The sequence below is a fragment of the Enterobacter sp. EC_50 genome, assembly GCF_019584525.1.
GTDB lineage: Bacteria > Pseudomonadota > Gammaproteobacteria > Enterobacterales > Enterobacteriaceae > Enterobacter > Enterobacter roggenkampii.
Genome location: NZ_VDAF01000008.1, coordinates 53,887 through 78,131 on the forward strand (window position 1 = coordinate 53,887; position 24,245 = coordinate 78,131).

Here is a 24,245-nt window from a genome sequence, read left to right on the forward strand (position 1 = left end):
CAGTAAGCGGCCCTACGAGAATTAAGGGTTTAAGAAATAACCAGGAGAGAACGAAGGGTTAATCAATATTAAAAAGCGGGTTAAAAAAAGGGGGGGAATGGGTAAAAAAATCCCCCCTTGCGGGGGGACCTCACGCGGTTAGTTACCGCCGAACATATCTTTAATCCAGCCTGCGACACCATCGCTGTCTTTCTTCTCGTTCTGCTGCTGCGGCTGTTGCTGCTGCGGCTGCTGTGGCTGAGAAGACTGCTCAAACGGGTTACCCGTTGGCTGTTCTGGCTGGCTTTGCTGGCACAGGGAATCCGGGTTGGTTGTCCAGACCGGCAGAGTACGCATTCCGCCGCCGCAGACGAAGTTACCGGAACTGTCCACGCCCATATCGACGATATCTTCCGGCGCAACCAGGTTCAGCGGCACCGGGGACTGATTCGCCAGATAGCGCTGGTAAATCGACATCGCCCCGCTCGCGCCGTACAGTTTCGTCGGCTGGTTGTTGTCGCGGCCTACCCAGGTGATCACCACTTCACGGCCATCAATACCGGCAAACCAGGTATCAACGTTGTTGTTGGTGGTCCCGGTTTTACCCGCCAGATGCAGGCCCGGATACTTCGCCCCCAGCTGACGGCCGGTACCGCGCTGCACCACCTGCTGCATCGTCCACAGCGTCATATAGGCTGCCTGCGCAGGAACGGCACGTTCCGCCTGCGGGAAGCTCTGATACAGCACGGAGCCATCTTCGGCAATCACCGAACGCAGGGCGGAGAGCGGCGCGCGGTTACCGCCGCTGGCGATCGTCTGGAACGCCTGCGCCACTTCGATCGGCGTCAGGTTGAGCGCCCCCAGGATCATCGCCGGTACCGGGTGCAGCTGATCTTTCGCCACGCCCAGCTTCTGCCAGGTATCGACAATCGCTGGCAGACCCAGCGACATGCCCAGGTTCACCGTCGGCACGTTCATGGAGCGCGTCAACGCATCCACCAGCATCACCTGACCGCTAAACTGCTTGTCGTCGTTCTGCGGTGACCACACCTGGCCGTTAGGCTGGCGCAGGGAGATCGGCGCATCCGCAATCCAGGTATTCAGACGATACTGGTTTGGCTGACTCAGGGCAGTGAGATAGGTTGCCGGTTTTGCCAGAGAGCCGATCGAGCGACGCGCCTGCATGGCACGGTTATAGCCAGCAAACTGCGGCTCGGCACCGCCCACCATCGCACGAACTTCGCCGGAGTTACGGTCAACCACCACCATCGCTGTTTCAAGATCGGAGAGCTTACGCTGTTTCTTCAGCGCCGGAATGCCTTCCACCGCCGCTTTTTCTGCCGCATCCTGCGCCACGGAGTCAAAGGTCGTAAAGATCTTCACGCCGGAGAGGTCTTTCACCTTATCGCCAAGCTTGCTCTGCAGCTCCTGACGCACCAGCTGCATAAACGCAGGCTGAGGCGAGATCACCCCACCGCGCGGCTGCACGCCGAGCGGACGTGCGCTCAGCATGTCGTACAGCTCCTGGTCAATCACCTGCTGCTGTTGCAGCAGACGCAGAACGAGGTTACGACGCTCCAGCGCCAGTTTCGGGTTACGCCACGGGTTATAAATGGACGCCCCTTTCACCATGCCCACCAGCAGCGCCTGCTGATCCAGACTCAGCTCTTCAACCGGACGACCAAAGTAGTACAAGCTCGCCAGCGGGAAGCCGCGGATTTCGTTGTCGCCGCTCTGACCGAGGTACACCTCGTTCATATACAGCTCAAGTATACGATCCTTGCTGTAGCGCGCATCCATCAGCACGGCCATATACGCTTCGTTCGCTTTACGCCAGTAAGAGCGCTCGCTGGAGAGGAACAGGTTCTTCACCAGCTGCTGGGTCAGCGTACTTGCCCCCTGCACGGTACGGCCCGCGGTCAGGTTCGCCAGGACCGCACGGCCAATCGAGTAGAGGCTGATGCCGTCATGCTCGTAGAAGTGGCGGTCTTCGGTTGCCAGCAGGGTATCAACCAGCAGATCCGGGAAGCCGTTACGCGCCACGAACAGACGCTGTTCGCCGTTCGCCGACGAGAGCATGGTGATCAGGCGGGGATCGAGACGGAAGAAACCGAACTGACGGTTGTTATCCATGTTCTCGATGGTATCCAGACGATCGCCGTCAAAGGTCAGACGCGCGCGCACCTGACCCTCTTTGCTGTCCGGGAAATCAAACGGACGGCGGATCATCTCAATGCTGTTGGCCTGCACGGTAAATTCGCCAGGGCGCGTCATTTTTGACACCTGACGATACTGGGTGGCTTCCAGCAGTTTTACCATTTCGTTTTTCGTGATGGACATATCTGGCTCAAGGTTCACCATACGGCCATACACGGCCGCAGGTAACTGCCAGACTTTACCGTCGATACGGCTGCGGATCTTCTGATCCAGATACACGCCGTAAATTGCCATCAGCACAACAAAAACAATAAAGAGCTTCAGCAGCAGCCAGAACCAGCCGCGTTTGCCCCGAGGCTTGCGTCCTTTGCCTTTCCCTTTACGCGGCATCGGTTCTTCATCCTCATCATCGTCTTCATAGTCATCGTCATAGTCCTCATCTCTGAGGCGACGACGGCTTACCTTTTCTTTCGCCGGACGCGTTGGTCTTCCCTTACGTCCTATTGGCTCGCGGTCATTCCCCGCCATGCTTTTTCTCCGCAACTTTCAGGCGCAAAGGCCCGATTCTCTTTTCTTCCACCGGTCTGTGAAAGAAGAAATCTCTCAAAATTAGTTTTCCCTCTCCCTGTGGGAGAGGGCCGGGGTGAGGGCATCAGGCCGCACATCCCTATCAGGAATACTTCTTCGTCCGCTTCGTCGGCGCCGTATTCGCCGGATCGTCCGGCCAGACGTGTTTGGGGTACCGCCCTTTCATCTCTTTTTGCACGTCACGGTAGCTCCCCGCCCAGAACGCCCCCAAATCGCGAGTGATCTGCAAGGGTCGATGCGCAGGCGACAGCAGTTCAAGCACCAACGGCACGCGCCCTTCAGCGATAGACGGCGTGGTTGCCTCACCAAACATCTCCTGCATTCGAACCGCCAGCGCCGGCGGATTATCCTCATGATAACGGATGGCAATCCGGCTTCCGGTCGGCACAGTGTAATGCCCTGGCAGTTCACTATCCAGACGTTGACGCAATGACCAGTCCAGTAAATTCTGTAACGCGACCTTAACATCAAGCGCTTTCAGCGCCCGCAGGGAGTGTACGCCACTCATCTGCGGCAGTAGCCAGGTCTCCAGCGACGCGAGTAACGTTTCGTCATCCACCGCTGGCCAGGCGTACTCCGGCAACCAGCGAGCGGCGCAGTGCAGGCGAATGCGGTACTGCTCAGCCTCCGGCGTCCAGTTCAGCACGCTCAGCCCTTTTTCCCGAATGCCGTTCAGCATAGCCTGATGGAGCTCGTCTTCCGACGGCTTCGCCAGCGGCTTCGTTCCGAGTGTCAGTTTGCCAATCTGGCTACGACGAAACGCCTTCAGCGTGCCCTGGGCGTCATCCCACTCGACGATGTCCGATTGCTGGAGCAGATGCGGACAGGTACGGGTCAGGGCGTCAATATCGACGGCAATCGCCTGCAGGATACGCGCATCCGGGGAGTTGCTCCCCTGCAACAGGAGCGGCGCAATCAGCCACTCATGACGCGTCAGGGCATCATCGCTGTCCAGCATCGCCCCCATACCGTTTGCCAGCTGGTAGCGACCGTCCAGCCCGCGCCGACGCGCAATCCGGTCCGGAAACGCCTGCGCTAACAGCCGGGAGATGCTCTCACTGTCTGGCACGCCGCCGCGGCTGTTAAGCCGCTTACAGAGCTGCTGCGCCCGCTGCTGCCAGTTCCCCTGATTGCGCGAAAACGCCTGCCCCAGATCGCTACTGCCTCCGCGCGGCGGCTCCTCAAGGATAGCTGCCAGTTTGGCCGCCGTGGCAATCTCATCTTCCCCCTGCGCAGCCACCAGCATCGCGGCCAGACGCGGATCGTTGCCCAGTGCCGCCATTTTCTGGCCGCGTACCGTCAGACGTTCGCCTTCCAGCGCACCAAGCTGGGTCAACAGGTTGCGCGCAGCGGTGAGGTTCACGGCTGGCGGGGAATCAAGCCAGGTAAGCTGTCCAGGCTCCGGGCAGCCCCACTGCAGCAGATCCATCACCAGGCCAGACAAATCGCTTTGTAAAATTTCCGGTGTGCTTTGCTGCGCCGCGCGTTCCGCCTGCTCTGCGCTGGTCAAATGCAGGCAGATACCCGGCTCAAGTCGCCCCGCGCGGCCCGCGCGCTGCACCATTGATGCCTGGCTGATGCGCTGCGTCAGGAGTTTAGTCAGCCCGGTGCGCGGGTCAAAGCTTGCCACCCTCTCCTGCGCGCTATCGACCACCAGGCGAATACCTTCGATGGTCAAACTGGTTTCAGCAATATTGGTTGCCAGTACCACCTTGCGCTGTCCAACCGGGGCAGGAAGGATAGCTTTACGCTGCTCCTGCAGCGACAGCGCGCCGTAGAGCGGGCAGAGCAGTACATCACCGCCTACGCGAGAGGAAAGCTGCTCCTGCACGCGCTGGATCTCCCCTACGCCCGGCAAAAACAGCAGCAGCGAGCCGGGTTCCTGACGCAGCAGTTCTGCGGTGGCAATGGCGACCGCTTCGTCAAAACGCTGATGGGAGGGAAGCGGTTGATAGCGGCGTTCAACTGGAAACGCCCGCCCTTCAGAGCTGATGACAGGCGCATCGGGTAAAGCCTGCCGTAGCCGCGCATTGTCCAGCGTGGCCGACATTATCAGCAGCCGGAGATCGTCACGCAGTCCCTGCTGAACGTCCAGCAACAGCGCGAGGGCCAGATCCGCCTGCAGGCTGCGCTCGTGAAATTCATCCAGGATCACCAGCCCGACGCCGGTCAGCTCCGGATCGTTTTGCAGCATGCGGGTGAGAATGCCCTCGGTGACCACCTCAAGGCGCGTTGTCGGACCCACGCAGGTCTCGGCGCGCATCCTGTACCCTACCGTTTCGCCCGGTTTTTCATTCAGCAGTTCCGCGAGGCGCTGCGCTACGTTGCGCGCGGCCAGCCTGCGCGGCTCCAGCAGGATAATTTTCCCGCTGATGTTCCCCTCTTTCAGAATCTGCAGCGGCAGCCAGGTGGACTTACCCGCCCCCGTCGGGGCATTCAGCAAAACCTGCGGGGAATGGCGTAAGGCAGCGAGAAGGTCAGGAAGAACAACGGCGACCGGCAATGAGGACACTAACAGCTCCAGAGGGTTAACATTCGTCGGCGTACATTGTAGCATCGGCGCATATCATTACCGAGTCCTCCGTATGCCTGAGTCGAAACGGCTGTTTTTTGCCATTGAATTGCCCCCCCCCTTACAGCGTCAAATTGTTCGCTGGCGCGCTGACCACTTCCCGCCGGAGGCCGGTCGCCCTGTCGCGGCGGCCAACCTGCACCTGACGCTGGCCTTTTTGGGCGACGTCAGTACCGAAAAACAGCGGGCGCTAGCCGCCCTGGCAGGGCGTATTGCCCAGCCGGAATTTACGCTGCACCTCGACGACGCGGGCCAGTGGCTGCGTTCGCGCGTGGTCTGGCTGGGTACGCGACAGCCTCCGCGCGGATTATTACAGCTGGCGAACATGCTGCGCGCGCAGGCGGCGCGCAGCGGCTGTTATCAAAGCCCACAGCCGTTTCATCCGCACATCACCCTGCTGCGCGATGCCGGTCAGGCCGTTGCCATCCCGCCGCCGGGTTTTCACTGGGCCTTTCAGGTCAACACATTCGCGCTTTATGAATCCGTCTTTATTCAGGGACGCACCCGCTATACGCCGCTACAGCGCTGGACGCTGGGCGACACCGAAAGGAATTCTGATGAAGTTTAGTCCTCCCCTGCAGCACGCTACGCTTGTCCAACGCTACAAACGCTTCCTCGCCGATGTGATCACGCCAGAAGGCGAACAGCTCACCCTGCACTGCCCCAATACCGGTGCCATGACGGGCTGTGCGACGCCGGGTGACAGGGTCTGGTATTCCACATCAGAAAATACTAAACGCAAATATGCTCATACCTGGGAAATGACCGAAACCCAAAACGGGGCATTTATTTGCGTTAACACCCTGCGCGCCAATCAGTTAGTTAAGGAAGCGCTGACCCATGGCGTTATTCCCGAACTGGTTGGTTATGGCACGCATAAAAGCGAAGTGAAATATGGCGATGAAGGCAGCAGAATTGACTTCATGTTACAGGCGGAAGACAGGCCGGAGTGCTATATTGAAGTAAAATCAGTGACGTTAGCGGAACAGGAAAATGGCTACTTCCCGGATGCGGTAACGCTACGTGGCCAGAAGCATCTGCGAGAGCTAATGAGTGTTGCGGCGGCGGGCAAACGCGCCGTATTGCTGTTTGCGGTATTGCATTCAGCCATTGAACGTTTCTCCCCTGCCCGCCATATTGATCCTAAATACGCGCAATTGTTGAATGAGGCACAAAAGCAGGGGGTAGAGGTTTTCGCTTATAAAGCGGAACTTTCTGCCGATAATATGACTCTGAGATCCTCTCTTCCCATTGTCTTATAAGGGATTAGACGATTGACTATTAAGTGTTCTGGCCGCGTGCGCAAATACGCTTTTCCTCACAGGCTTGTCAAGTGTTACGTTTAGATAATTGCCATACGGAAAAGCATCTGCTATTTATAGCGACCTGATTTTTCCCCCAACACGGGGATCGATAGTGCGTGTTAAGGAGAAGCAACATGCAAGAAGGGCAAAACCGTAAAACATCGTCCCTGAGTATTCTCGCCATCGCTGGGGTGGAGCCGTATCAAGAGAAACCGGGCGAAGAGTATATGAACGAAGCCCAGCTGTCGCACTTCAAGCGTATTCTTGAAGCATGGCGTAATCAACTCAGGGATGAAGTCGATCGCACCGTTACTCATATGCAGGATGAAGCTGCTAACTTCCCGGATCCGGTAGACCGTGCCGCTCAGGAAGAAGAGTTCAGCCTCGAACTGCGTAACCGTGACCGCGAACGCAAACTGATCAAAAAGATCGAGAAAACGCTGAAAAAAGTCGAAGACGAAGATTTTGGCTACTGCGAATCCTGCGGTGTTGAAATTGGCATTCGTCGCCTGGAAGCGCGTCCAACCGCCGATCTGTGCATCGACTGCAAAACGCTGGCCGAAATCCGCGAAAAACAGATGGCCGGTTAACACCAGCGCTGTTTACACACTCCAAAGGCGGGAGTCTCTCCCGCCTTGTTACTGTTGATATGTCTGAATCACACTATATTGGGCGCTTCGCGCCATCTCCTTCCGGTGAATTACACTTCGGCTCATTAATTGCCGCGCTCGGCAGCTACCTGCAGGCTCGCGCCCGTCAGGGAAAATGGCTCGTCCGCATTGAAGATATTGACCCTCCGCGTGAAGTTCCCGGTGCAGCAGAGACGATTCTGCGTCAGCTGGAACATTACGGTCTTCACTGGGATGACGAGGTTCTGTGGCAGTCGACACGTCACGAGGCGTATCGGGAACGTCTGGCCTGGCTTCGCGCTCAGGGGCTTTCCTATAACTGCACCTGCACCCGCGCGCGTATCCAGAGCGCAGGCGGCGTCTATGACGGCCACTGCCGCACGTTGAACAACGGTCCTGAAAATGCCGCCGTGCGAATACTGCAGCGCTCACCGGTGACGCGCTTTCACGATTTACTCTCCGGTGAGATTCATGCCGATGAACGTCTGGCGCGTGAGGATTTTATTATTCACCGTCGCGATGGCCTGTTCGCCTACAACCTGGCCGTGGTGGTGGACGATCATTTCCAGGGCGTGACGGAAATTGTGCGCGGGGCGGATCTGGTCGAGCCCACCGTACGGCAAATCTCGCTGTATCACCAGTTTGGCTGGACGGCACCGGACTATATTCATCTGCCGCTGGCGGTTAATGCGCAGGGCTTAAAATTATCAAAGCAGAACCACGCCCCGGCCCTGCCAGACGGCGATCCGCGTCCTGTTTTGATCGACGCGCTGCGTTTTCTCAACCAGAATGTAACCAACGAATGGCAGGATCTGCGTATTGACGAACTGCTGAAAATGGCCATCGCCAACTGGACGCTCAGGGCTGTGCCAAAAATCCAGCATTCTCAAATGCGTTGCGCTGAGCTATGATTAGCCGCTTTTTTCATAACAAAACACACTACGAGGTGTACCATTTTTACCCGAGTCGCTAATTTTTGCCGTAAAGTGCTAAGCCGTGAAGAGAGCATGGCGAATGATGCTATTGCACAGCCACACATGTCGGTTATTCCGCGTGAGCAGCACTCTATTTCCCGCAAAGATATCAGTGAAAATGCCCTCAAGGTACTCTATCGTCTGAATAAAGCGGGCTACGAGGCCTATCTCGTCGGCGGTGGGGTGCGTGATTTACTGCTGGGCAAAAAACCGAAAGATTTCGACGTGACGACCAGCGCCACGCCTGAGCAGGTGCGCAAATTATTCCGCAACTGTCGTCTCGTTGGCCGCCGCTTCCGTCTGGCTCACGTGATGTTTGGGCCGGAAATTATCGAAGTGGCGACCTTCCGCGGCCACCACGAAGCGGGCGCATCCGATCGCACCACGTCGCAGCGCGGCCAGAACGGTATGCTGCTGCGCGACAACATCTTCGGCTCTATCGAAGAAGATGCCCAGCGTCGCGACTTCACCATCAACAGCCTCTATTACAGCGTGGCGGATTTCACCGTGCGCGATTACGTCGGCGGCATGCAGGACCTGAAAGAAGGTCTGATCCGCCTGATCGGCACGCCGGAAACACGCTACCGTGAAGATCCCGTGCGTATGCTGCGCGCCGTGCGTTTTGCCGCCAAGCTCAATATGCGCATCAGCCCGGAAACGGCCGAGCCGATCCCGCGTCTGGCGACGCTGATTAACGACGTGCCGCCTGCTCGCCTGTTTGAAGAGGCGCTGAAGCTGCTGCAGGCCGGCCACGGTTTTGAAACCTATAATCTTCTGCGCGAATACAACCTGTTCCAGCCGCTGTTCCCGACCATTACCCGCTACTTCACCGAAAACGGTGACAGCCCAATGGAGCGGATGATTGCGCAGGTGCTGAAGAATACCGATACCCGCATTCGCAACGACATGCGCGTGAACCCGGCGTTCCTGTTTGCCGCGATGTTCTGGTATCCGCTGCTGGAAACGGCCCAGCGCATTACCCAGGAGAGCGGGCTCGCCTATTACGATGCGTTCGCGCTGGCCGCCAACGACGTGCTGGACGAAGGCTGCCGCACGCTCGCCATTCCGAAACGTATTACCACTCTGGTGCGCGACATCTGGCAGCTTCAGCTGCGCATGTCCCGTCGTCAGGGCAAACGCGCCTGGAAGCTGATGGAGCATCCTAAGTTCCGTGCCGCCTTCGATCTCCTGTCGCTGCGCGCAGAAATTGAACGCAACCAGGAGCTGCAGCGTCTGGCGCAGTGGTGGGCTGAATTCCAGGTCTCCGCCCCGCCAGAGCAGAAAGATATGCTGACCGGGCTGGATGAAGAGCCGGAACCGCGTCGCCGTCATCGTCGTCCGCGCAAACGCGCGCCGCGTCGTGAAGGGACAGCATGACCCTCGCGTATATCGCCATCGGCAGCAATTTAGCCTCACCGCTGGAGCAGGTGAATGCTGCCGTAGAGGCGCTGGGTGAGATCCCGCAAAGCCGCATCGTGGCGGTCTCCTCGTTCTATCGCACACCGCCGCTGGGGCCACAGGATCAGCCAGACTACCTCAACGCCGCCGTGGTTCTTGAGACTGAGCTGGGTCCCGAAGCGCTGCTGGACAATACCCAGCGTATTGAGCTTCAGCAGGGCCGCGTACGCAAAGCCGAACGCTGGGGGCCGCGCACGCTTGATCTCGATATTATGCTGTTTGGTCACGAGACGATTAACACTGAACGTCTCACCGTTCCGCATTACGACATGAAAAATCGCGGGTTTATGCTCTGGCCACTGTATGAAGTTGCCCCTTCCCTTACCTTCCCTGACGGGCTCTCGCTAAAGGCCGTTCTCAACAGTCTCGGTGCGGAGAAACCCGCCCGCTGGTAAGGCTGTTTTTTTAGCGATTAACCATAAAATATTTATGGTTAATCGTTTACCTAAAATCATTGTTCCCTCGAATGTTACTGTTAGAATGCGCAAAGATTCGCTTTTGGGCTATCAGGAAACAGTATGAAACCAACCACCATCTCCTTACTGCAGAAATGCAAACAGGAAAAAAAACGCTTCGCCACCATCACCGCGTATGACTACAGCTTCGCCAAACTGTTTGCCGAAGAGGGGATCAACGTCATGCTGGTCGGGGACTCGTTAGGGATGACGGTACAAGGACATGATTCCACCCTGCCGGTAACGGTTGAGGATATCGCTTACCATACCCGCGCCGTGCGCCGTGGCGCCCCAGCCTGCCTGCTGCTTTCCGATCTGCCGTTTATGGCCTATGCCACGCCGGAACAGGCATTCGAAAACGCGGCGGCAGTGATGCGTGCCGGTGCCAATATGGTCAAAATTGAAGGCGGCGCCTGGCTTGTGGATACGGTGAAGAGGCTCACCGAGCGCGCCGTGCCGGTGTGCGGGCATTTAGGCCTGACGCCGCAGTCCGTCAATATCTTTGGCGGCTATAAGGTGCAGGGCCGTGGCGATGCCGCCCAGACGCTGCTGGATGATGCCCTGGCGCTGGAAGCCGCAGGTGCCCAGCTGCTGGTGCTGGAGTGCGTGCCGGTTGAGCTGGCGAAACGCATCACCGACGCGCTGTCCATTCCGGTGATTGGTATTGGTGCAGGCAACGTCACCGACGGTCAGATTCTGGTGATGCACGACGCCTTCGGTATCACCGGCGGACACATCCCGAAATTTGCCAAAAATTTCCTCGCCGAAGCGGGCGACATGCGCGCTGCGGTCAGGCAGTATATTGCCGACGTTGAATCCGGTGTTTACCCGGGTGAAGAACACAGTTTCCATTAAGGAGTCTCGTTGTGCTAATCATTGAAACCCTGCCGCTGCTTCGCCAGCATATCCGCCGCGCGCGACAGGAAGGTAAACGTATCGCACTGGTCCCGACCATGGGCAATCTGCATGACGGCCACATGAAGCTCGTCGACGAAGCCCGTGCACGAGCAGATATCGTGGTGGTCAGTATCTTCGTGAACCCCATGCAGTTTGACCGCGCAGACGATCTGGCACGCTACCCGCGTACCCTGCAGGAAGATTGCGAGAAGCTCAAAAAACGCCACGCGGATATCGTTTTCTCACCTGCACCGGCGGATGTTTACCCGCAGGGTACCGAAGAGGCAACCTACGTTGACGTCCCGGGCATTTCCACCATGCTCGAAGGCGCGAGCCGCCCGGGCCATTTCCGCGGCGTTTCCACCATCGTCAGCAAGCTGTTCAACCTGGTACAGCCTGACGTAGCCTGCTTTGGCGAGAAAGATTTCCAGCAGCTGGCGCTGATCCGCAAGATGGTTGCGGATATGGGTTACGATATCGAGATTGTCGGCGTACCGATTGTACGCGCCAAAGACGGTCTGGCACTCAGCTCGCGAAATGGCTACCTGACTGCCGAACAGCGTAAAATCGCGCCGGGCTTAAGCAAGGTCATGAACACCATGGCAGAGCAGATGCTGGCAAAAGAGTTAACAGCAGAAGAAATTATCGCCCTTGCCGAGCAGGCGCTTAACGATAATGGCCTTCGTGCTGACGACGTACAAATTCGTGATGCTGATACGCTGCTGGAATTAACCCAGAACAGCAAGCGCGCAGTCATCCTGGTGGCGGCCTGGCTAGGTCAGGCGCGTCTGATCGACAATAAAGTGGTTGAGCTGGCGTAGTTCCCTTCACCCCTGATAATGATAGGTAAACGTAATGATTCGCAAAATGCTGCAAGGTAAGCTTCACCGTGTGAAAGTCACGCAGGCCGACCTGCACTATGAAGGCTCCTGCGCCATTGACCAGGATTTCCTTGATGCAGCAGGTATCCTCGAAAACGAAGCGATTGATATCTGGAACGTGAACAACGGTAAACGCTTCTCCACCTACGCGATTGCCGCCGAGCGCGGGTCCAAAATCATCTCCGTTAACGGCGCAGCCGCGCACTGCGCGGACGTGGGTGATATCGTGATCATCGCCAGCTTCGTGATGATGTCTGACGAAGAAGCGCGCCGCTGGCAGCCTAAAGTCGCCTACTTCGAAGGCGAGAATGAAATGAAGCGCACCGCAAAGGCGATTCCGGTTCAGGTTGCATAAGCACTACCCCTGCGGCTGATTGCTGATCAGCCGCGACATCGTCTCCAGCGAATCCGTTCTTAAGATGTACAGGCGTTTCAGTAAGAACGGATTATCCCCCGGCTTCACCTTTCCTTTCACCGTCGTCACCGCCAGATGGAAACCGGCATCATTCGCCGCCTTTATCGCTTTATTGTCGTAGCCGCCGAAGGGGTAAGAGACATACAGCACGCGCGGGTTAAACTGCGCCAGCGCGCGACGCGAGCGTTCAAAATCAAACAAAATCACGTGATAGCTGCGGCTCAGTAAAATCGGATGCTTATTGGCATCCACGCGGTGCAGGAAGTGGGTATGAGACTGAATATCGAACACATCCTGAATCCCCTTAATCTCCTGCACGCTCATAAACTGCAGGGATTTAGGATCCCACTTCTGCGGATGGCCTTTTATGCGGGAAGAGATAATAAACGCGGTAGCCTTGAAGCCGTACTCTTTCAGCACAGGATAAGCATAGCGGCTGACAGATTTCAGGCCATCGTCAAAGGTTATCACCACCGATTTCGCAGGCAGGTTCATTTTGTTACGCACGTACCCTTCCAGCTGGTACATCGTCAGGGTGGTATAGCCCTGATCGCGAAGCCATGCCATCTGGTTATTAAACGCACGTACGCTGGTCGTTGTGGACGTATGTCGAAAGCGCGTGTTTTCTTCATCACGCAAAATATGATGGTAGGTCAGAACAGGAAGGCCGTTATCTTCCTGTGCATCCAGGCTGCTGATCCACGCCAGACGATTACCGATGCGGATCTGAAACCAGGTCTGGTTTAAACGGTCTTTAAGTTTGTTCAGGATCGGATAGCGAAGATTGGCGCTTAAGGTGCCGAAGGGTGCGCTGCCGTTGTTCGGGGCGTTATAAACGGGCGTGTCTTTCCACGTTATCAGGTTTTGATTGCTCAGCGGTTTATTCAAATCCCCCAGGCCATCCTCGACGCGCTGTTTGCCCTGAACCGGCTCCAGATGCCCCTTGTCGATAAAGCCCGTGCCAAATCCGAAGCGAAATTCATAGTAGTCCGCCGCCGCAGGCACCACCGCGAGGATCTGCCCTGCCCGCACGTTGCCAACGTTAATGACGCTGTTGCCGATCTGCGCCCAAATCGCCGCATCTTCGGTGGTTTGCATATATTGAGCAGGCAGTCTTTGCTGACTTAATAAACTGGCAGAAACAGTGCCGGACACGAACATCAATAGCAGGAAAACAATACGCGTGAACATGAGGGTCTTATTCGAAGCGGAAATACTTATGCCATTGTAGCAAAAGCGACATCAATACCAATGTTTAATTCTTATACAGGTCATGAAGCAGGACAAAGGGGGGATTTTTTTGCTGCTGATGCCACAAGCTGCTGACGCCCGGTGTACCCAGCGAAACAATAGCGTTACGGAACGCCGCGCTGGTTAATGTTTCGCGCTGGGGATACATCATTTCAAGCAATGGAAGGCTAATACCGGAGATTACCTCGCAGCCGTCGTGCTTATGGCTCATCAGAGCCGCTGCACGGTACGGCGCCGCGCCGGATTTATCAGTAAGAAAAATGACGCCCTCTCCGGTGTCAGTTTCATGCAGGGCATCGCACATCATCCGGCCAAGCATATTGGTGCTCAAGCCGCGCCAGTAGTTAACCGCGCGACACTGTGGCAGTGGACCAAACCTGGCTTCCAGCTTCAGCAGCATGTCCTGCGCCCGTTCATCGTGGCAGGTGATAACCCATCCCAGCATAACTCTCTCCTTAGCAGGCAAGTAGTTTAGCGGAGTGAAGGTTAGCTTTCGGTGATAACTGTCAAAGAAAGTGCCCGGCAGACAGAATGTCGCCGGGCTGAGGGCTAGCTGCGCAGACCGCGTCCGCGCTGGATCAGATACCAGCACAGCAGGTAGAAGACGATGATGAACACCACCAGCACCGCCACCGTGGTAAACAGCGGCACATCGGTGATGCCGAGGAAGCCAAAGCGGAAACCGCTGATCATGTAGACGATCGGGTTCAGGTGCGACAGCGCCTGCCAGAACGGCGGCAGCAGCGTCAGGGAGTAGAACACCCCGCCGAGATAGGTCAGCGGCGTCAGCACGAAGGTCGGGATCAGGCTGATGTCGTCAAACGTTTTGGCAAACACGGCGTTCAGCAGACCGGCCAGCGAGAAGAGGATCGCCGTCAGGAGCAGGGTCAGGGCCACGAAAAGCCAGGAGTGCACCTGGAACGGCACGAAGAACAGCGAAATGGCCGTCACCAGGATCCCAACACACAGACCGCGCGCCACGCCGCCACCGACGTAACCGGCAATGATCACATGCGTTGGCACCGGTGCCACCAGCAGCTCCTCAATATTGCGCTGGAACTTGGCGCTGAAAAAGGACGACGCCACGTTGGCATAGGCGTTGGTGATCACCGCCATCATGATCAGGCCAGGCACGATAAACTGCATATAGGTAAAGCCGTGCATCTCACCAATCCTGGAACCAATCAGGTTACCGAAGATGATGAAATAGAGCGTCATCGTGATGACTGGCGGCACCAGGGTTTGCACCCAGATGCGCATAAAACGGTTAATCTCTTTCGCCCAGATACTTTTCAGCGCGACCCAGTAAAGATGCGTCATGCCTTGTCTCCTTGTTTATCCTGCACCAGAGAGACAAACAGCTCTTCCAGTCGGTTCGCTTTGTTACGCATACTTAAAACCTGAATACCCTGCGCGCTCAGCTGGGAGAACACGCTGTTAATCCCCTGCTCGCGCAGCACTTCCACTTCCAGCGTTGAGGTATCCACCAGACGATACTGGTACCCTTCAAGCTTCGGTAGCGGGCTCTTTGCCGCCAGATCGAGAATAAAGGTTTCTGATTTCAGCTTGGAGAGCAGGTTCTTCATCGAGGTGTTTTCCACCAGCTCGCCGTGCTGAATGATGCCGATGTTGCGGCACAGCATTTCCGCCTCTTCCAGGTAGTGGGTAGTCAGAATGATGGTGGTGCCTTTGTCATTGAGGTCTTTCAGGAAGCCCCACATGGAGCGGCGCAGCTCAATGTCTACGCCCGCCGTCGGCTCATCGAGGATCAGCAGCTTTGGCTCGTGCATCAGCGCACGGGCAATCATCAGGCGGCGCTTCATCCCGCCGGATAACATCCGGGCGCGTTCGTTACGCTTTTCCCACAGATCGAGCTGCTTGAGGTATTTTTCGCTCCGCTCCAGGGCCTCTTTACGCTCAACGCCGTAATAACCCGCCTGGTTAACGACGATCTGCTGCACCGTCTCAAACGGGTTGAAGTTGAATTCCTGCGGGACCAGACCCAGCTGGCGCTTGGCGTTGACCACATCTTTTTGCAGGTCGTATCCGAACACGCTGACGCGGCCGGAAGTTTTGTTCACCAGCGAGCTAATGATGCCGATGGTAGTCGATTTCCCCGCCCCGTTCGGCCCCAGAAGCGCGTAAAAATCACCGGCCTCTACTTTAAGATCTATTCCGCGCAGCGCCTGAACGCCGCCCGGATAGGTTTTTTTAAGCTGCTCAAGCTCCAGTGCAATTGCCATGAAATTAACTTACCTTCAGTTCTGACACACGTTGTGTGGTTTCATTAAAAGTCGGGTTACCCTATAGTAGCGCAACGCAATTACTCGGTTACAGGTCGCTAACCTCCATGAACAACATAGATACACTCATCAGCAACAATGCACTATGGTCAAAAATGCTGGTGGAGGAAGACCCCGGATTTTTTGGAAAACTCGCGCAGGCGCAAAACCCACGCTTTCTCTGGATTGGATGCTCCGACAGCCGCGTACCGGCGGAGCGCCTGACCGGCCTCGAGCCCGGCGAACTGTTTGTTCACCGCAACGTTGCCAACCTGGTGATTCACACCGATCTCAACTGTCTTTCTGTTGTTCAGTATGCCGTTGACGTTCTGCAAGTCGAGCACATCATCATCTGCGGCCACTACGGCTGCGGCGGCGTGCAGGCGGCGGTTGAAAACACGGAGCTGGGGCTCATTGATAACTGGCTGCTCCACATCCGCGATATCTGGTTCAAACATAGCTCACTGCTGGGCGAAATGCCGCAGGAGCGCCGCATGGATACCCTGTGCGAACTCAACGTGATGGAGCAGGTGTATAACCTGGGCCACTCAACGATCATGCAATCGGCGTGGAAGCGCGGGCAGAAGGTCTCGATCCACGGCTGGGCGTACGGTATTCACGATGGTCTGCTGCGCAACCTGGAAGTGACCGCCACCAACCGCGAAACGCTGGAGCAGCGTTACCGTTCAGGAATTGCCAACCTTCAGCTTAAGCACGTAAACCATAAATAAACAAAGCCGGGTGGCGGCTGCGCCTTACCCGGCCTACATGTGCCCATTCGTAGGCCCGGTAAGCGCAGCGCCACCGGGCAACAAACCGCAATTACTCGTCCAGCAATACCACTTTCCCAACATACGGCAGATGACGATAACGCTGTGCGTAGTCAATACCGTAACCGACGACGAACTCGTCCGGGATAGAGAAACCAACAAACTCCACCGGCACCTGCACTTCACGGCGGTCAGGCTTATCCAGCAGGGTGCAAATCGCCAGCGATTTTGGCTCACGCAGGCTCAGGATCTCGCGCACTTTTGACAGCGTGTTGCCGGAGTCGATGATGTCCTCAACGATCAACACATCTTTGCCACGAATATCTTCATCCAGATCTTTCAGGATTTTCACATCACGGGTGGTGGACATGCCGCTGCCGTAGCTGGAGGCGGTCATAAAATCGACCTCATGGGGCACATGCACCTCACGGCACAGGTCTGCCATGAACATGAAAGAGCCGCGCAACAGACCGACCAGCACCATTTCGCTGCCGCTGTCCTTGTAATGTTCGGTGATTTGACGACCCAGTTCGGCGATACGCGCTTTGATCTCGGCTTCCGGGATCATCACTTCAACAGTATGTTTCATATTACTAACCAAATGATTTTAATGAAAATCTCTCAATACGGATGCGTTAATATCCAGCACTGATACGCAAGCCAGCCATTATATCAGCAAATGGATAACCCTGGCGTATGAGTTATAAAAAGCAAATATTGTGATTCCGATCACACTTGTTAATACCTATAATTAGTTGCTAGCAAATTATTAACAAAAACTGACGAGTACACTTTCTATGGCTGAAACAAACTCTAAACAGCCGCGTCTACTGGTGACATTAACAGCGCTATTCGCCGCCTTCTGCGGCCTGTACCTGTTAATCGGTGGCGTCTGGCTGGTCGCGATCGGCGGCTCCTGGTACTACCCGATTGCGGGCCTGGTTATGCTTGGCGTAACCGTCCTGCTCTGGCGTAGAAAACAATCTGCACTGTGGCTGTATGCCGCACTCCTTCTTGCCACCATGATCTGGGGCGTCTGGGAAGTCGGCTTTGACTTCTGGGCGCTGACGCCGCGCAGTGACATCCTGGTCTTCTTCGGCATCTGGCTGATCCTGCCGTTCGTCTGGCGTCGCCTGATTGTGCCGTCCAGCGGTGCGGTCGCGGCGCTGGTGGTAGCGCTGTTAATCAGCGGCGGTATCCTGACCTGGGCTGGCTTCAACGATCCGCAGGAGATCAACGGTACGCTGAACGCAGAATCGACGCCTGCGGCGGCGATCTCTCAGGTTGCTGACGGCGACTGGCCTGCCTATGGTCGTAACCAGGAAGGCCAGCGTTACTCTCCGCTGAAGCAGATCAACGCGGACAACGTTAAGAACCTGAAAGAAGCCTGGGTATTCCGTACCGGCGACCTGAAGATGCCGAACGATCCGGGTGAACTGACCAACGAAGTGACGCCAATTAAAGTCGGCGATATGCTTTATCTGTGTACGGCGCACCAGCGTCTGTTCGCGCTCGACGCGGCCACCGGTAAAGAGAAATGGCACTTCGATCCGCAGCTGAACTCCAACCCGTCCTTCCAGCACGTGACCTGCCGTGGCGTCTCTTATCACGAAGCGCGCCCGGATAATGCGAGCCCGGAAGTCATTGCCGACTGTCCTCGCCGCATCATGCTGCCGGTGAACGATGGTCGTCTGTTCGCCATCAATGTCGAAACGGGCAAGCTGTGCGAAACCTTTGCCAACAAAGGTATCCTGAATCTGCAGACCAATATGCCGGACACCACGCCGGGTCTGTATGAGCCGACCTCCCCGCCCATCATCACCGATAAAACCATCGTGATTGCCGGTTCGGTAACGGATAACTTCTCCACACGTGAAACCTCCGGCGTTATCCGTGGTTTCGACGTGAACACCGGTAAACTGCTGTGGGCCTTCGACCCGGGCGCGAAAGATCCGAACGCGATCCCGTCGGACGAACACACCTTTACCTTTAACTCGCCAAACTCCTGGGCGCCAGCGGCGTATGACGCGAAGCTGGACCTGGTCTACCTGCCGATGGGCGTTACTACGCCAGATATCTGGGGCGGTAACCGCACGCCGGAGCAGGAACGTTATGCCAGCGCTATCGTGGCATTGAACGCGACCACCGGTAAGCTGGCCTGGAGCTACCAGACCGTTCACCACGATTTGTGGGATATGGATATGCCGTCCCAGCCGACGCTGGCGGACATCACCGTTGATGGCAAAACCGTACCGGTGATTTACGCTCCAGCGAAAACCGGCAACATCTTCGTGCTGGATCGCAGCAACGGCAAGCTGGTTGTGCCTGCACCGGAAAAACCGGTTCCGCAGGGTGCGGCGAAAGGCGATTACGTCAGCAAAACCCAGCCGTTCTCCGATCTGAGCTTCCGTCCGAAGAAAGACCTCAGCGGGGCAGACATGTGGGGTGCCACGATGTTTGACCAGCTGGTGTGCCGCGTGATGTTCCATCAGCTGCGCTACGAAGGCATCTTCACGCCGCCTTCTGAGCAGGGCACGCTGGTCTTCCCGGGTAACCTGGGGATGTTCGAGTGGGGTGGGATCTCCGTTGACCCTAACCGTCAGGTCGCGATTGCCAACCCAATGGCGCTGCCGTTCGTTTCCCGTCTGATCCCACGCGGTCCGGGCAACCCAATGGAGCAGCCAAAAGACGCGAAAGGCAGCGGTACCGAAGCCGGCATTCAGCCGCAGTATGGCGTACCGTTCGGCGTGACGCTGAACCCGTTCCTGTCGCCGTTCGGTCTGCCGTGTAAACAGCCTGCCTGGGGTTATATCTCCGGTCTGGATCTGAAAACTAACCAGATCGTGTGGAAAAAACGTATTGGTACGCCACAGGACAGCATGCCGTTCCCAATGCCGGTTCCGGTGCCGTTCAATATGGGTATGCCAATGCTGGGTGGCCCAATCTCCACCGCCGGTAACGTGCTGTTCATCGCGGCAACCGCAGATAACTACCTGCGCGCGTACAACATGACCAACGGTGAAAAACTGTGGCAAGGCCGTCTGCCAGCGGGTGGACAAGCCACGCCGATGACCTATGAAGTGAATGGCAAGCAGTACGTTGTCATCTCCGCGGGTGGTCACGGCTCGTTTGGCACGAAGATGGGCGACTATATTGTCGCGTATGCGTTGCCTGACGAAAACAAGTAACTGAAAAGCCCGGTGGCGCTTACGCTTACCGGGCCTATGGATACGCTATGTAGGCCGGGTAAGGCGAAGCCGCCACCCGGCTTTTTTTATACGGTAAAGCCCAGCATCATCCCCGTATCTTCATGCTCCAGCAGATGGCAGTGCGCCATATAGGCAAACTCCTTCGGCGCATCGTGGTCAAACTTCACCAGCACCTCGCTGACGCCGCCTTCCACCTTCACCGTATCCTTCCAGCCCGCGCGATGCGCGTCCGGGGCTTTGCCGTTCTCAGAGAGAATGCGGAACTGCGTGCCGTGGATATGGAACGGGTGCAGCATCATGTCCCCTTCACCTGAAATCACCCAGCGCTCAAACTGCCCTTTTGTCGCAGCAAACATCGGCGTGTTCATGTCGAACGCTTTGCCGTTGATCATGTTGGCGTTGTGGAAATCAAAGCCATGGTCGCCGTGATTCATGTTCCCCATGCCGCCCATGTTGCCGTGGTCCATGTTCATGTGACCCATCATCTGCCCGTGATGCATCCCCGCCATCGCCTTATCGCCATATTTCGCCATCAGCGCCTGCATGCCCATCATATCGAGCATCGGGTTCATGGAGAGCTGCAGTTTGCGTTGCGTAAGCCCATCCAGCGACGGAAGTGCCGGCAGCGTGGTTAACGTATCAGGGAGCGTGCCGGAAGCGGTCACCCGTAACGGCTGGATACGCAGCACCGGATGCGGCTTGTCAAACGGCGCGACCGCCATCCCCATCTGGCTAACCGGCAGGGTCACAAGATCGAACGGCTTGCCGTCGCTGATATCCACCAGCACCTCAAAGCGCTCCCCCATCAGCATCGGCAGTTCGTTGACCTTCACCGGCTCAGGCAGCAGCCCGCCGTCGCTGGCGACCACGTACAGCGGACGCTTATCGCTGGTGGCGAAGTTGAGGGAACGCGCGTTACAGCCGTTAAGCAGACGCAGGCGCAGCCAGCCTTTCGGCGCGGCGTGCTGAGGATAAATGGCGCCGTTGGTCAGCAGCGTGTCGCCAAACCAGCCGACCGCCGCGCTCATCACATCCAGCTGGTAGTCGATTTGCCCGTCAGCGGTGAATTTCTTGTCCTGCACAATCACCGGCACATCATCGATGCCCCACTGCTTCGGCAGGCGCAGCAGGCGGCTTTCGTCGTCTTCAATCAGCACCAGCCCCGCCAGCCCCATCGCTACCTGATGGCCCGTTTTGCCATGCTGATGCGGATGGAACCAGCAGGTCGCGGCGCGCTGGTTGGGCGTAAAGGTGACGCTGCGCGTGCCGCCCGCTTTGATGATGCCCTGCGGCCCGCCGTCTACCTCGCCCGGCACTTCCAGTCCGTGCCAGTGCAGCGTCGTCTCTTCGGCGAGCGTGTTGTGGATATCCACCGTCACCGCTTTCCCTTTACGCAGCTGAAGCGCCGGACCGAGCAAATTACCGTTATAGCCCCACGTCGTGGCGTTGTGCGCACCGAATGTTGTTTTGCCTGCCTGAACCACAAGCTGGATACGGCTGCGGGCGTCAGCGGTAAGCAAATCAGGGATGGGTAAGGCAGGCCTGTCAGCCGCGAAAACCACACGGCTCCAGAGGGGTAAGGCGCTGGCAGCCCCCAGCGCCACGGAATATTTTAAAAAATCACGACGTTGCATGTTCATTTCCTTATTTCCAGCAGGCGACATTTTGAGCATAAACCCTCCCCTTACCGGAAGGTCAAGTAAAGCGGCAATAATAAAGATCGTCGCACTGGCATCAAGTATGCTAACGTTAATTTTCCGTGAAGAAGTGGTAGAAGCAATGAAGACGTTTTTCAGGACAATTTTGTTCGGTAGCCTGATGGCAATGTGCGCGAACAGCTATGCGCTAAGTGAAAATGAAGCGGAAGATATGGCCGATTTAACGGCGGTTTTTGTATTCCTGAAAAATGATTGTGGCTACCAGAATTTACCCAACGGGCAAATTCGCCGCGCGCTGGTCTTTTTTGCCCAGCAGAACCAGTGGGATCTCAGCAACTACGACAGCTTTGACATGAAGGCGCTCGGCGAAGACAGCTACCGTGACCTAAGCGGTATTGGCATTCCCACGGCTAAAAAATGCAAAGCGCTGGCTCGCGATTCGCTCAGCCTGCTCGCCTACGTCAAATAACCTTCCCGACGCCTCCTGTTAAACCTATAGCCGTGCAACCACGGTTATAGTTAGCTATCATGTTTCGCTCATTTTTTGTGAGCGTAACGGATGTTAACAAAGGAGGAGTCCGCGTATGGCCGACCACACGTTGTGGCATGAAACACTGCATGACCAGTTTGGTCAGTACTTTGCCGTTGATAACGTGCTCTATCATGAAAAAACCGATCACCAGGATCTCATCATCTTCGAAAATGCTGCCTTTGGCCGCGTAATGGCCCTGGACGGCGTCGTGCAAACGACCGAGCGAGATGAGTTTATCTATCATGAGATGATGACCCATGTCCCGCTGCTGGCGCACGGCCATGCAAAGCATGTCCTGATTATCGGCGGTGGCGACGGTGCAATGCTGCGCGAGGTTTCCCGCCATCGCTCGATTGAAACCATCACCATGGTGGAAATCGATGCGGGCGTCGTCTCGTTCTGCCGCCAGTACCTGCCCAACCACAATGCCGGTAGCTATGACGATCCGCGTTTTAATCTGGTGATTGATGACGGGGTTAACTTTGTTAACCAGACAACCCAGACCTTTGACGTCATTATCTCCGACTGCACCGATCCTATCGGCCCTGGCGCGTCGCTGTTTACCTCCTCGTTCTACGAAGGCTGCAAGCGTTGCCTGAACCCGGGCGGGATCTTCGTCGCCCAAAACGGCGTCTGCTTCCTGCAACAGGATGAAGCGCTGGATAGCCATCGCAAGCTCAGCACCTATTTCGAGGATGTCAGCTTCTATCAGGCGGCCATTCCGACGTACTACGGCGGGATCATGACCTTTGCCTGGGCGACGGATAACGACGTATTACGTCATCTTTCCACCGAAATTATTCAGGCCCGCTTCCATCAGGCCGGTCTACAGTGCCGATACTACAATCCGGCTATTCATACCGCAGCGTTTGCTCTGCCGCAGTACCTGCAAGACGCATTATCCACTAAGGGGGTGAGCTAATTGAAAAAGCTTAAACTGCATGGCTTTAACAATCTGACCAAAAGCCTGAGTTTTTGTATTTACGATATCTGCTATGCCAAAACAGCGGAAGAACGCGATGGTTACATCGCCTATATCGACGAACTCTACAACGCCAACCGTCTGACCGAGATCCTGTCAGAAACCTGTTCCATTATCGGCGCCAACATCCTGAATATTGCCCGACAGGATTATGAACCCCAGGGCGCCAGCGTGACCATACTGGTCAGCGAAGAACCGGTCGATCCGAAGCTTATCGACAAAACGGAACATCCGGGCCCGCTGCCGGAAGTAGTGGTTGCTCACCTGGATAAAAGCCATATCTGCGTCCATACCTACCCGGAGAGTCACCCGGAAGGCGGGCTGTGTACGTTCCGTGCCGATATTGAAGTGTCGACCTGCGGCGTGATTTCCCCGCTGAACGCACTGAACTATCTCATCCACCAGCTGGAATCGGATATCGTCACGATTGATTACCGCGTGCGCGGTTTTACCCGTGACGTCAACGGCATGAAGCACTTCATCGACCACGAGATTAACTCTATTCAGAACTTTATGTCCGAGGACATGAAGTCACTGTACGACATGATGGACGTGAACGTGTATCAGGAAAACATCTTCCATACCAAGATGTTACTTAAGGAGTTCGACCTTAAGCACTATATGTTCCACACGAAGCCGGAAGATTTAAGCGAAGAAGAGCGTAAGGCGATTACTGACCTGCTCTGGAAAGAGATGCGCGAGATCTACTACGGCCGCAACATTCCGGCCGTGTAAGTGTTGCCCGGAGCAGGGATGCTTCGGGAAATTACCGCTGTTTCATGAACTCGCGGTAGGCATTCACCACCTGAAGGAAGTCTTCTACGCCGCACAGCGACAGGCTTTCTTCGTCATAGTAGCTCATCCCCTCTTCCATCTCGTCGCCTGAAAACTCGAGCTGGTTGGCACGCACCATGACCTCTTCACCGTCCATCCACAGCGTGTATTCGTGCCCGGCGCGTTGCCAGGAGCGCTCACTGCCTTTCACCGTCTTTGCCGCCTGTTCAACCTCATCAAGAAGGGAGAGATTTTCTTTCACCTCTTCGTTAAACCAGTGTCCAACGGCTTCGTGGCCCATCGACATACGCACTTTCACCACTCCGGTGATGTCGCGCAGAAATTCGTAATCCATAGTGTTTTCCTCTGCAAAGCCATTAAGGTAATTATCGCAGCAGCGAGGAAGAAAAAAAGCGTGGGAGGTGGGAGGAATGAAAATAAAAAACCCACCGTAGTTGCGATGGGTTTTGTAGGCCCG

Annotated in this window: 23 protein-coding genes; 14 read left to right on the plus strand and 9 right to left on the minus strand. The window is 56.3% G+C overall.

The window, feature by feature from the left end:
• Positions 1–138: 138 nt before the first annotated feature.
• Both mrcB and hrpB read right to left on the minus strand, forming a co-directional pair.
• Complete coding sequence (mrcB, locus tag FHC48_RS08635; protein ID WP_008501930.1) at positions 139–2,664, minus strand: bifunctional glycosyl transferase/transpeptidase; 2,526 nt, start codon at positions 2,662–2,664, stop codon at positions 139–141.
• A 142-nt stretch (positions 2,665–2,806) separates the two neighbouring features.
• Positions 2,807–5,236 (minus strand): ATP-dependent helicase HrpB, encoded by a 2,430-nt coding sequence (gene hrpB, locus FHC48_RS08640; RefSeq protein ID WP_059365079.1) that lies wholly within the window; start codon positions 5,234–5,236, stop codon positions 2,807–2,809.
• 73 nt (positions 5,237–5,309) lie between these two features.
• Between hrpB and thpR the strand changes: the two genes are divergently transcribed.
• The 9 genes from thpR (at position 5,310) to panD (ending at position 12,249) form a co-directional block, all read left to right on the plus strand.
• Positions 5,310–5,864 (plus strand): RNA 2',3'-cyclic phosphodiesterase, encoded by a 555-nt coding sequence (gene thpR / locus FHC48_RS08645; protein ID WP_119311993.1) that lies wholly within the window; start codon positions 5,310–5,312, stop codon positions 5,862–5,864.
• Positions 5,854–6,558: a DNA/RNA nuclease SfsA gene (gene sfsA / locus FHC48_RS08650; RefSeq protein WP_021240498.1), complete on the plus strand. Its 705-nt coding sequence runs from the start codon at positions 5,854–5,856 to the stop codon at positions 6,556–6,558. Before thpR ends, sfsA begins: the two co-directional genes overlap by 11 nt.
• A 176-nt stretch (positions 6,559–6,734) precedes the next feature.
• Positions 6,735–7,190, plus strand: coding sequence for an RNA polymerase-binding protein DksA (dksA, locus tag FHC48_RS08655; RefSeq protein ID WP_001155232.1), 456 nt, complete (start codon positions 6,735–6,737; stop codon positions 7,188–7,190).
• Positions 7,191–7,249: 59 nt separating this feature from the next.
• The gene (gluQRS, locus tag FHC48_RS08660; protein WP_008501938.1) at positions 7,250–8,140 is read left to right on the plus strand and encodes a tRNA glutamyl-Q(34) synthetase GluQRS; all 891 of its coding nucleotides are present in this window, start codon (positions 7,250–7,252) and stop codon (positions 8,138–8,140) included.
• A gap of 42 nt (positions 8,141–8,182) precedes the next feature.
• Positions 8,183–9,580, plus strand: a complete 1,398-nt coding sequence (gene pcnB / locus FHC48_RS08665) for a polynucleotide adenylyltransferase PcnB (protein ID WP_072203850.1) — start codon at positions 8,183–8,185, stop codon at positions 9,578–9,580.
• Positions 9,577–10,056, plus strand: a complete 480-nt coding sequence (gene folK / locus FHC48_RS08670; RefSeq protein ID WP_023326716.1) for a 2-amino-4-hydroxy-6-hydroxymethyldihydropteridine diphosphokinase — start codon at positions 9,577–9,579, stop codon at positions 10,054–10,056. The genes pcnB and folK overlap by 4 nt, the downstream gene beginning before the upstream one ends.
• A gap of 123 nt (positions 10,057–10,179) precedes the next feature.
• Positions 10,180–10,971, plus strand: a complete 792-nt coding sequence (panB, locus tag FHC48_RS08675) for a 3-methyl-2-oxobutanoate hydroxymethyltransferase (RefSeq protein ID WP_023293249.1) — start codon at positions 10,180–10,182, stop codon at positions 10,969–10,971.
• 11 nt (positions 10,972–10,982) lie between these two features.
• Positions 10,983–11,834 carry a pantoate--beta-alanine ligase gene (gene panC, locus FHC48_RS08680; protein WP_119311992.1) on the plus strand — a complete coding sequence of 284 codons (852 nt, stop codon included), beginning with the start codon at positions 10,983–10,985 and terminating at the stop codon, positions 11,832–11,834.
• Between the two features lie 34 nt (positions 11,835–11,868).
• Complete coding sequence (gene panD / locus FHC48_RS08685) at positions 11,869–12,249, plus strand: aspartate 1-decarboxylase (protein WP_006173750.1); 381 nt, start codon at positions 11,869–11,871, stop codon at positions 12,247–12,249.
• Positions 12,250–12,252: 3 nt separating this feature from the next.
• Here panD and FHC48_RS08690 read toward each other — a convergent pair whose 3' ends face one another.
• The 4 genes from FHC48_RS08690 to FHC48_RS08705 all read right to left on the minus strand — a co-directional run bounded on the left by FHC48_RS08690 (position 12,253) and on the right by FHC48_RS08705 (position 15,803).
• Positions 12,253–13,500: a polysaccharide deacetylase family protein gene (locus FHC48_RS08690; protein ID WP_008501943.1), complete on the minus strand. Its 1,248-nt coding sequence runs from the start codon at positions 13,498–13,500 to the stop codon at positions 12,253–12,255.
• A gap of 64 nt (positions 13,501–13,564) precedes the next feature.
• A complete protein-coding gene (locus FHC48_RS08695; protein WP_059365084.1) occupies positions 13,565–14,005 on the minus strand; it encodes a PTS sugar transporter subunit IIA in 441 nt (146 codons plus the stop codon).
• Positions 14,006–14,109: 104 nt separating this feature from the next.
• Positions 14,110–14,880 (minus strand): ABC transporter permease, encoded by a 771-nt coding sequence (locus FHC48_RS08700; protein WP_008501945.1) that lies wholly within the window; start codon positions 14,878–14,880, stop codon positions 14,110–14,112.
• A complete protein-coding gene (locus FHC48_RS08705; RefSeq protein WP_008501946.1) occupies positions 14,877–15,803 on the minus strand; it encodes an ABC transporter ATP-binding protein in 927 nt (308 codons plus the stop codon). Before FHC48_RS08705 ends, FHC48_RS08700 begins: the two co-directional genes overlap by 4 nt.
• 107 nt (positions 15,804–15,910) lie before the next feature.
• Here FHC48_RS08705 and can point away from each other — a divergent pair, with 107 nt between their 5' ends.
• Positions 15,911–16,573, plus strand: a complete 663-nt coding sequence (can, locus tag FHC48_RS08710) for a carbonate dehydratase (RefSeq protein WP_008501947.1) — start codon at positions 15,911–15,913, stop codon at positions 16,571–16,573.
• A gap of 91 nt (positions 16,574–16,664) precedes the next feature.
• Here can and hpt read toward each other — a convergent pair whose 3' ends face one another.
• Positions 16,665–17,201 (minus strand): hypoxanthine phosphoribosyltransferase, encoded by a 537-nt coding sequence (gene hpt, locus FHC48_RS08715; RefSeq protein WP_008501948.1) that lies wholly within the window; start codon positions 17,199–17,201, stop codon positions 16,665–16,667.
• Between the two features lie 208 nt (positions 17,202–17,409).
• On the opposite strand from hpt, the gene FHC48_RS08720 reads away from it, so the two are divergent.
• Positions 17,410–19,800, plus strand: a complete 2,391-nt coding sequence (locus tag FHC48_RS08720) for a glucose/quinate/shikimate family membrane-bound PQQ-dependent dehydrogenase (protein WP_059365085.1) — start codon at positions 17,410–17,412, stop codon at positions 19,798–19,800.
• Between the two features lie 86 nt (positions 19,801–19,886).
• On the opposite strand, the gene cueO is transcribed toward FHC48_RS08720, so the two are convergent.
• Positions 19,887–21,455 carry a multicopper oxidase CueO gene (gene cueO / locus FHC48_RS08725; RefSeq protein WP_059365086.1) on the minus strand — a complete coding sequence of 523 codons (1,569 nt, stop codon included), beginning with the start codon at positions 21,453–21,455 and terminating at the stop codon, positions 19,887–19,889.
• A 145-nt stretch (positions 21,456–21,600) separates the two neighbouring features.
• Between cueO and FHC48_RS08730 the strand changes: the two genes are divergently transcribed.
• The 3 genes from FHC48_RS08730 to speD all read left to right on the plus strand — a co-directional run bounded on the left by FHC48_RS08730 (position 21,601) and on the right by speD (position 23,728).
• Positions 21,601–21,948: a YacC family pilotin-like protein gene (locus FHC48_RS08730; protein WP_014882582.1), complete on the plus strand. Its 348-nt coding sequence runs from the start codon at positions 21,601–21,603 to the stop codon at positions 21,946–21,948.
• A gap of 115 nt (positions 21,949–22,063) precedes the next feature.
• Entirely contained in the window at positions 22,064–22,933 is an 870-nt protein-coding gene (gene speE, locus FHC48_RS08735) for a polyamine aminopropyltransferase (RefSeq protein ID WP_008501952.1), read from the plus strand.
• Positions 22,934–23,728, plus strand: a complete 795-nt coding sequence (gene speD, locus FHC48_RS08740) for an adenosylmethionine decarboxylase (protein WP_008501953.1) — start codon at positions 22,934–22,936, stop codon at positions 23,726–23,728.
• Between the two features lie 31 nt (positions 23,729–23,759).
• Here the strand turns inward: speD and yacL are convergent, their stop codons facing one another.
• Positions 23,760–24,122 carry a protein YacL gene (yacL, locus tag FHC48_RS08745; protein WP_008501954.1) on the minus strand — a complete coding sequence of 121 codons (363 nt, stop codon included), beginning with the start codon at positions 24,120–24,122 and terminating at the stop codon, positions 23,760–23,762.
• Positions 24,123–24,245: the final 123 nt, after the last annotated feature.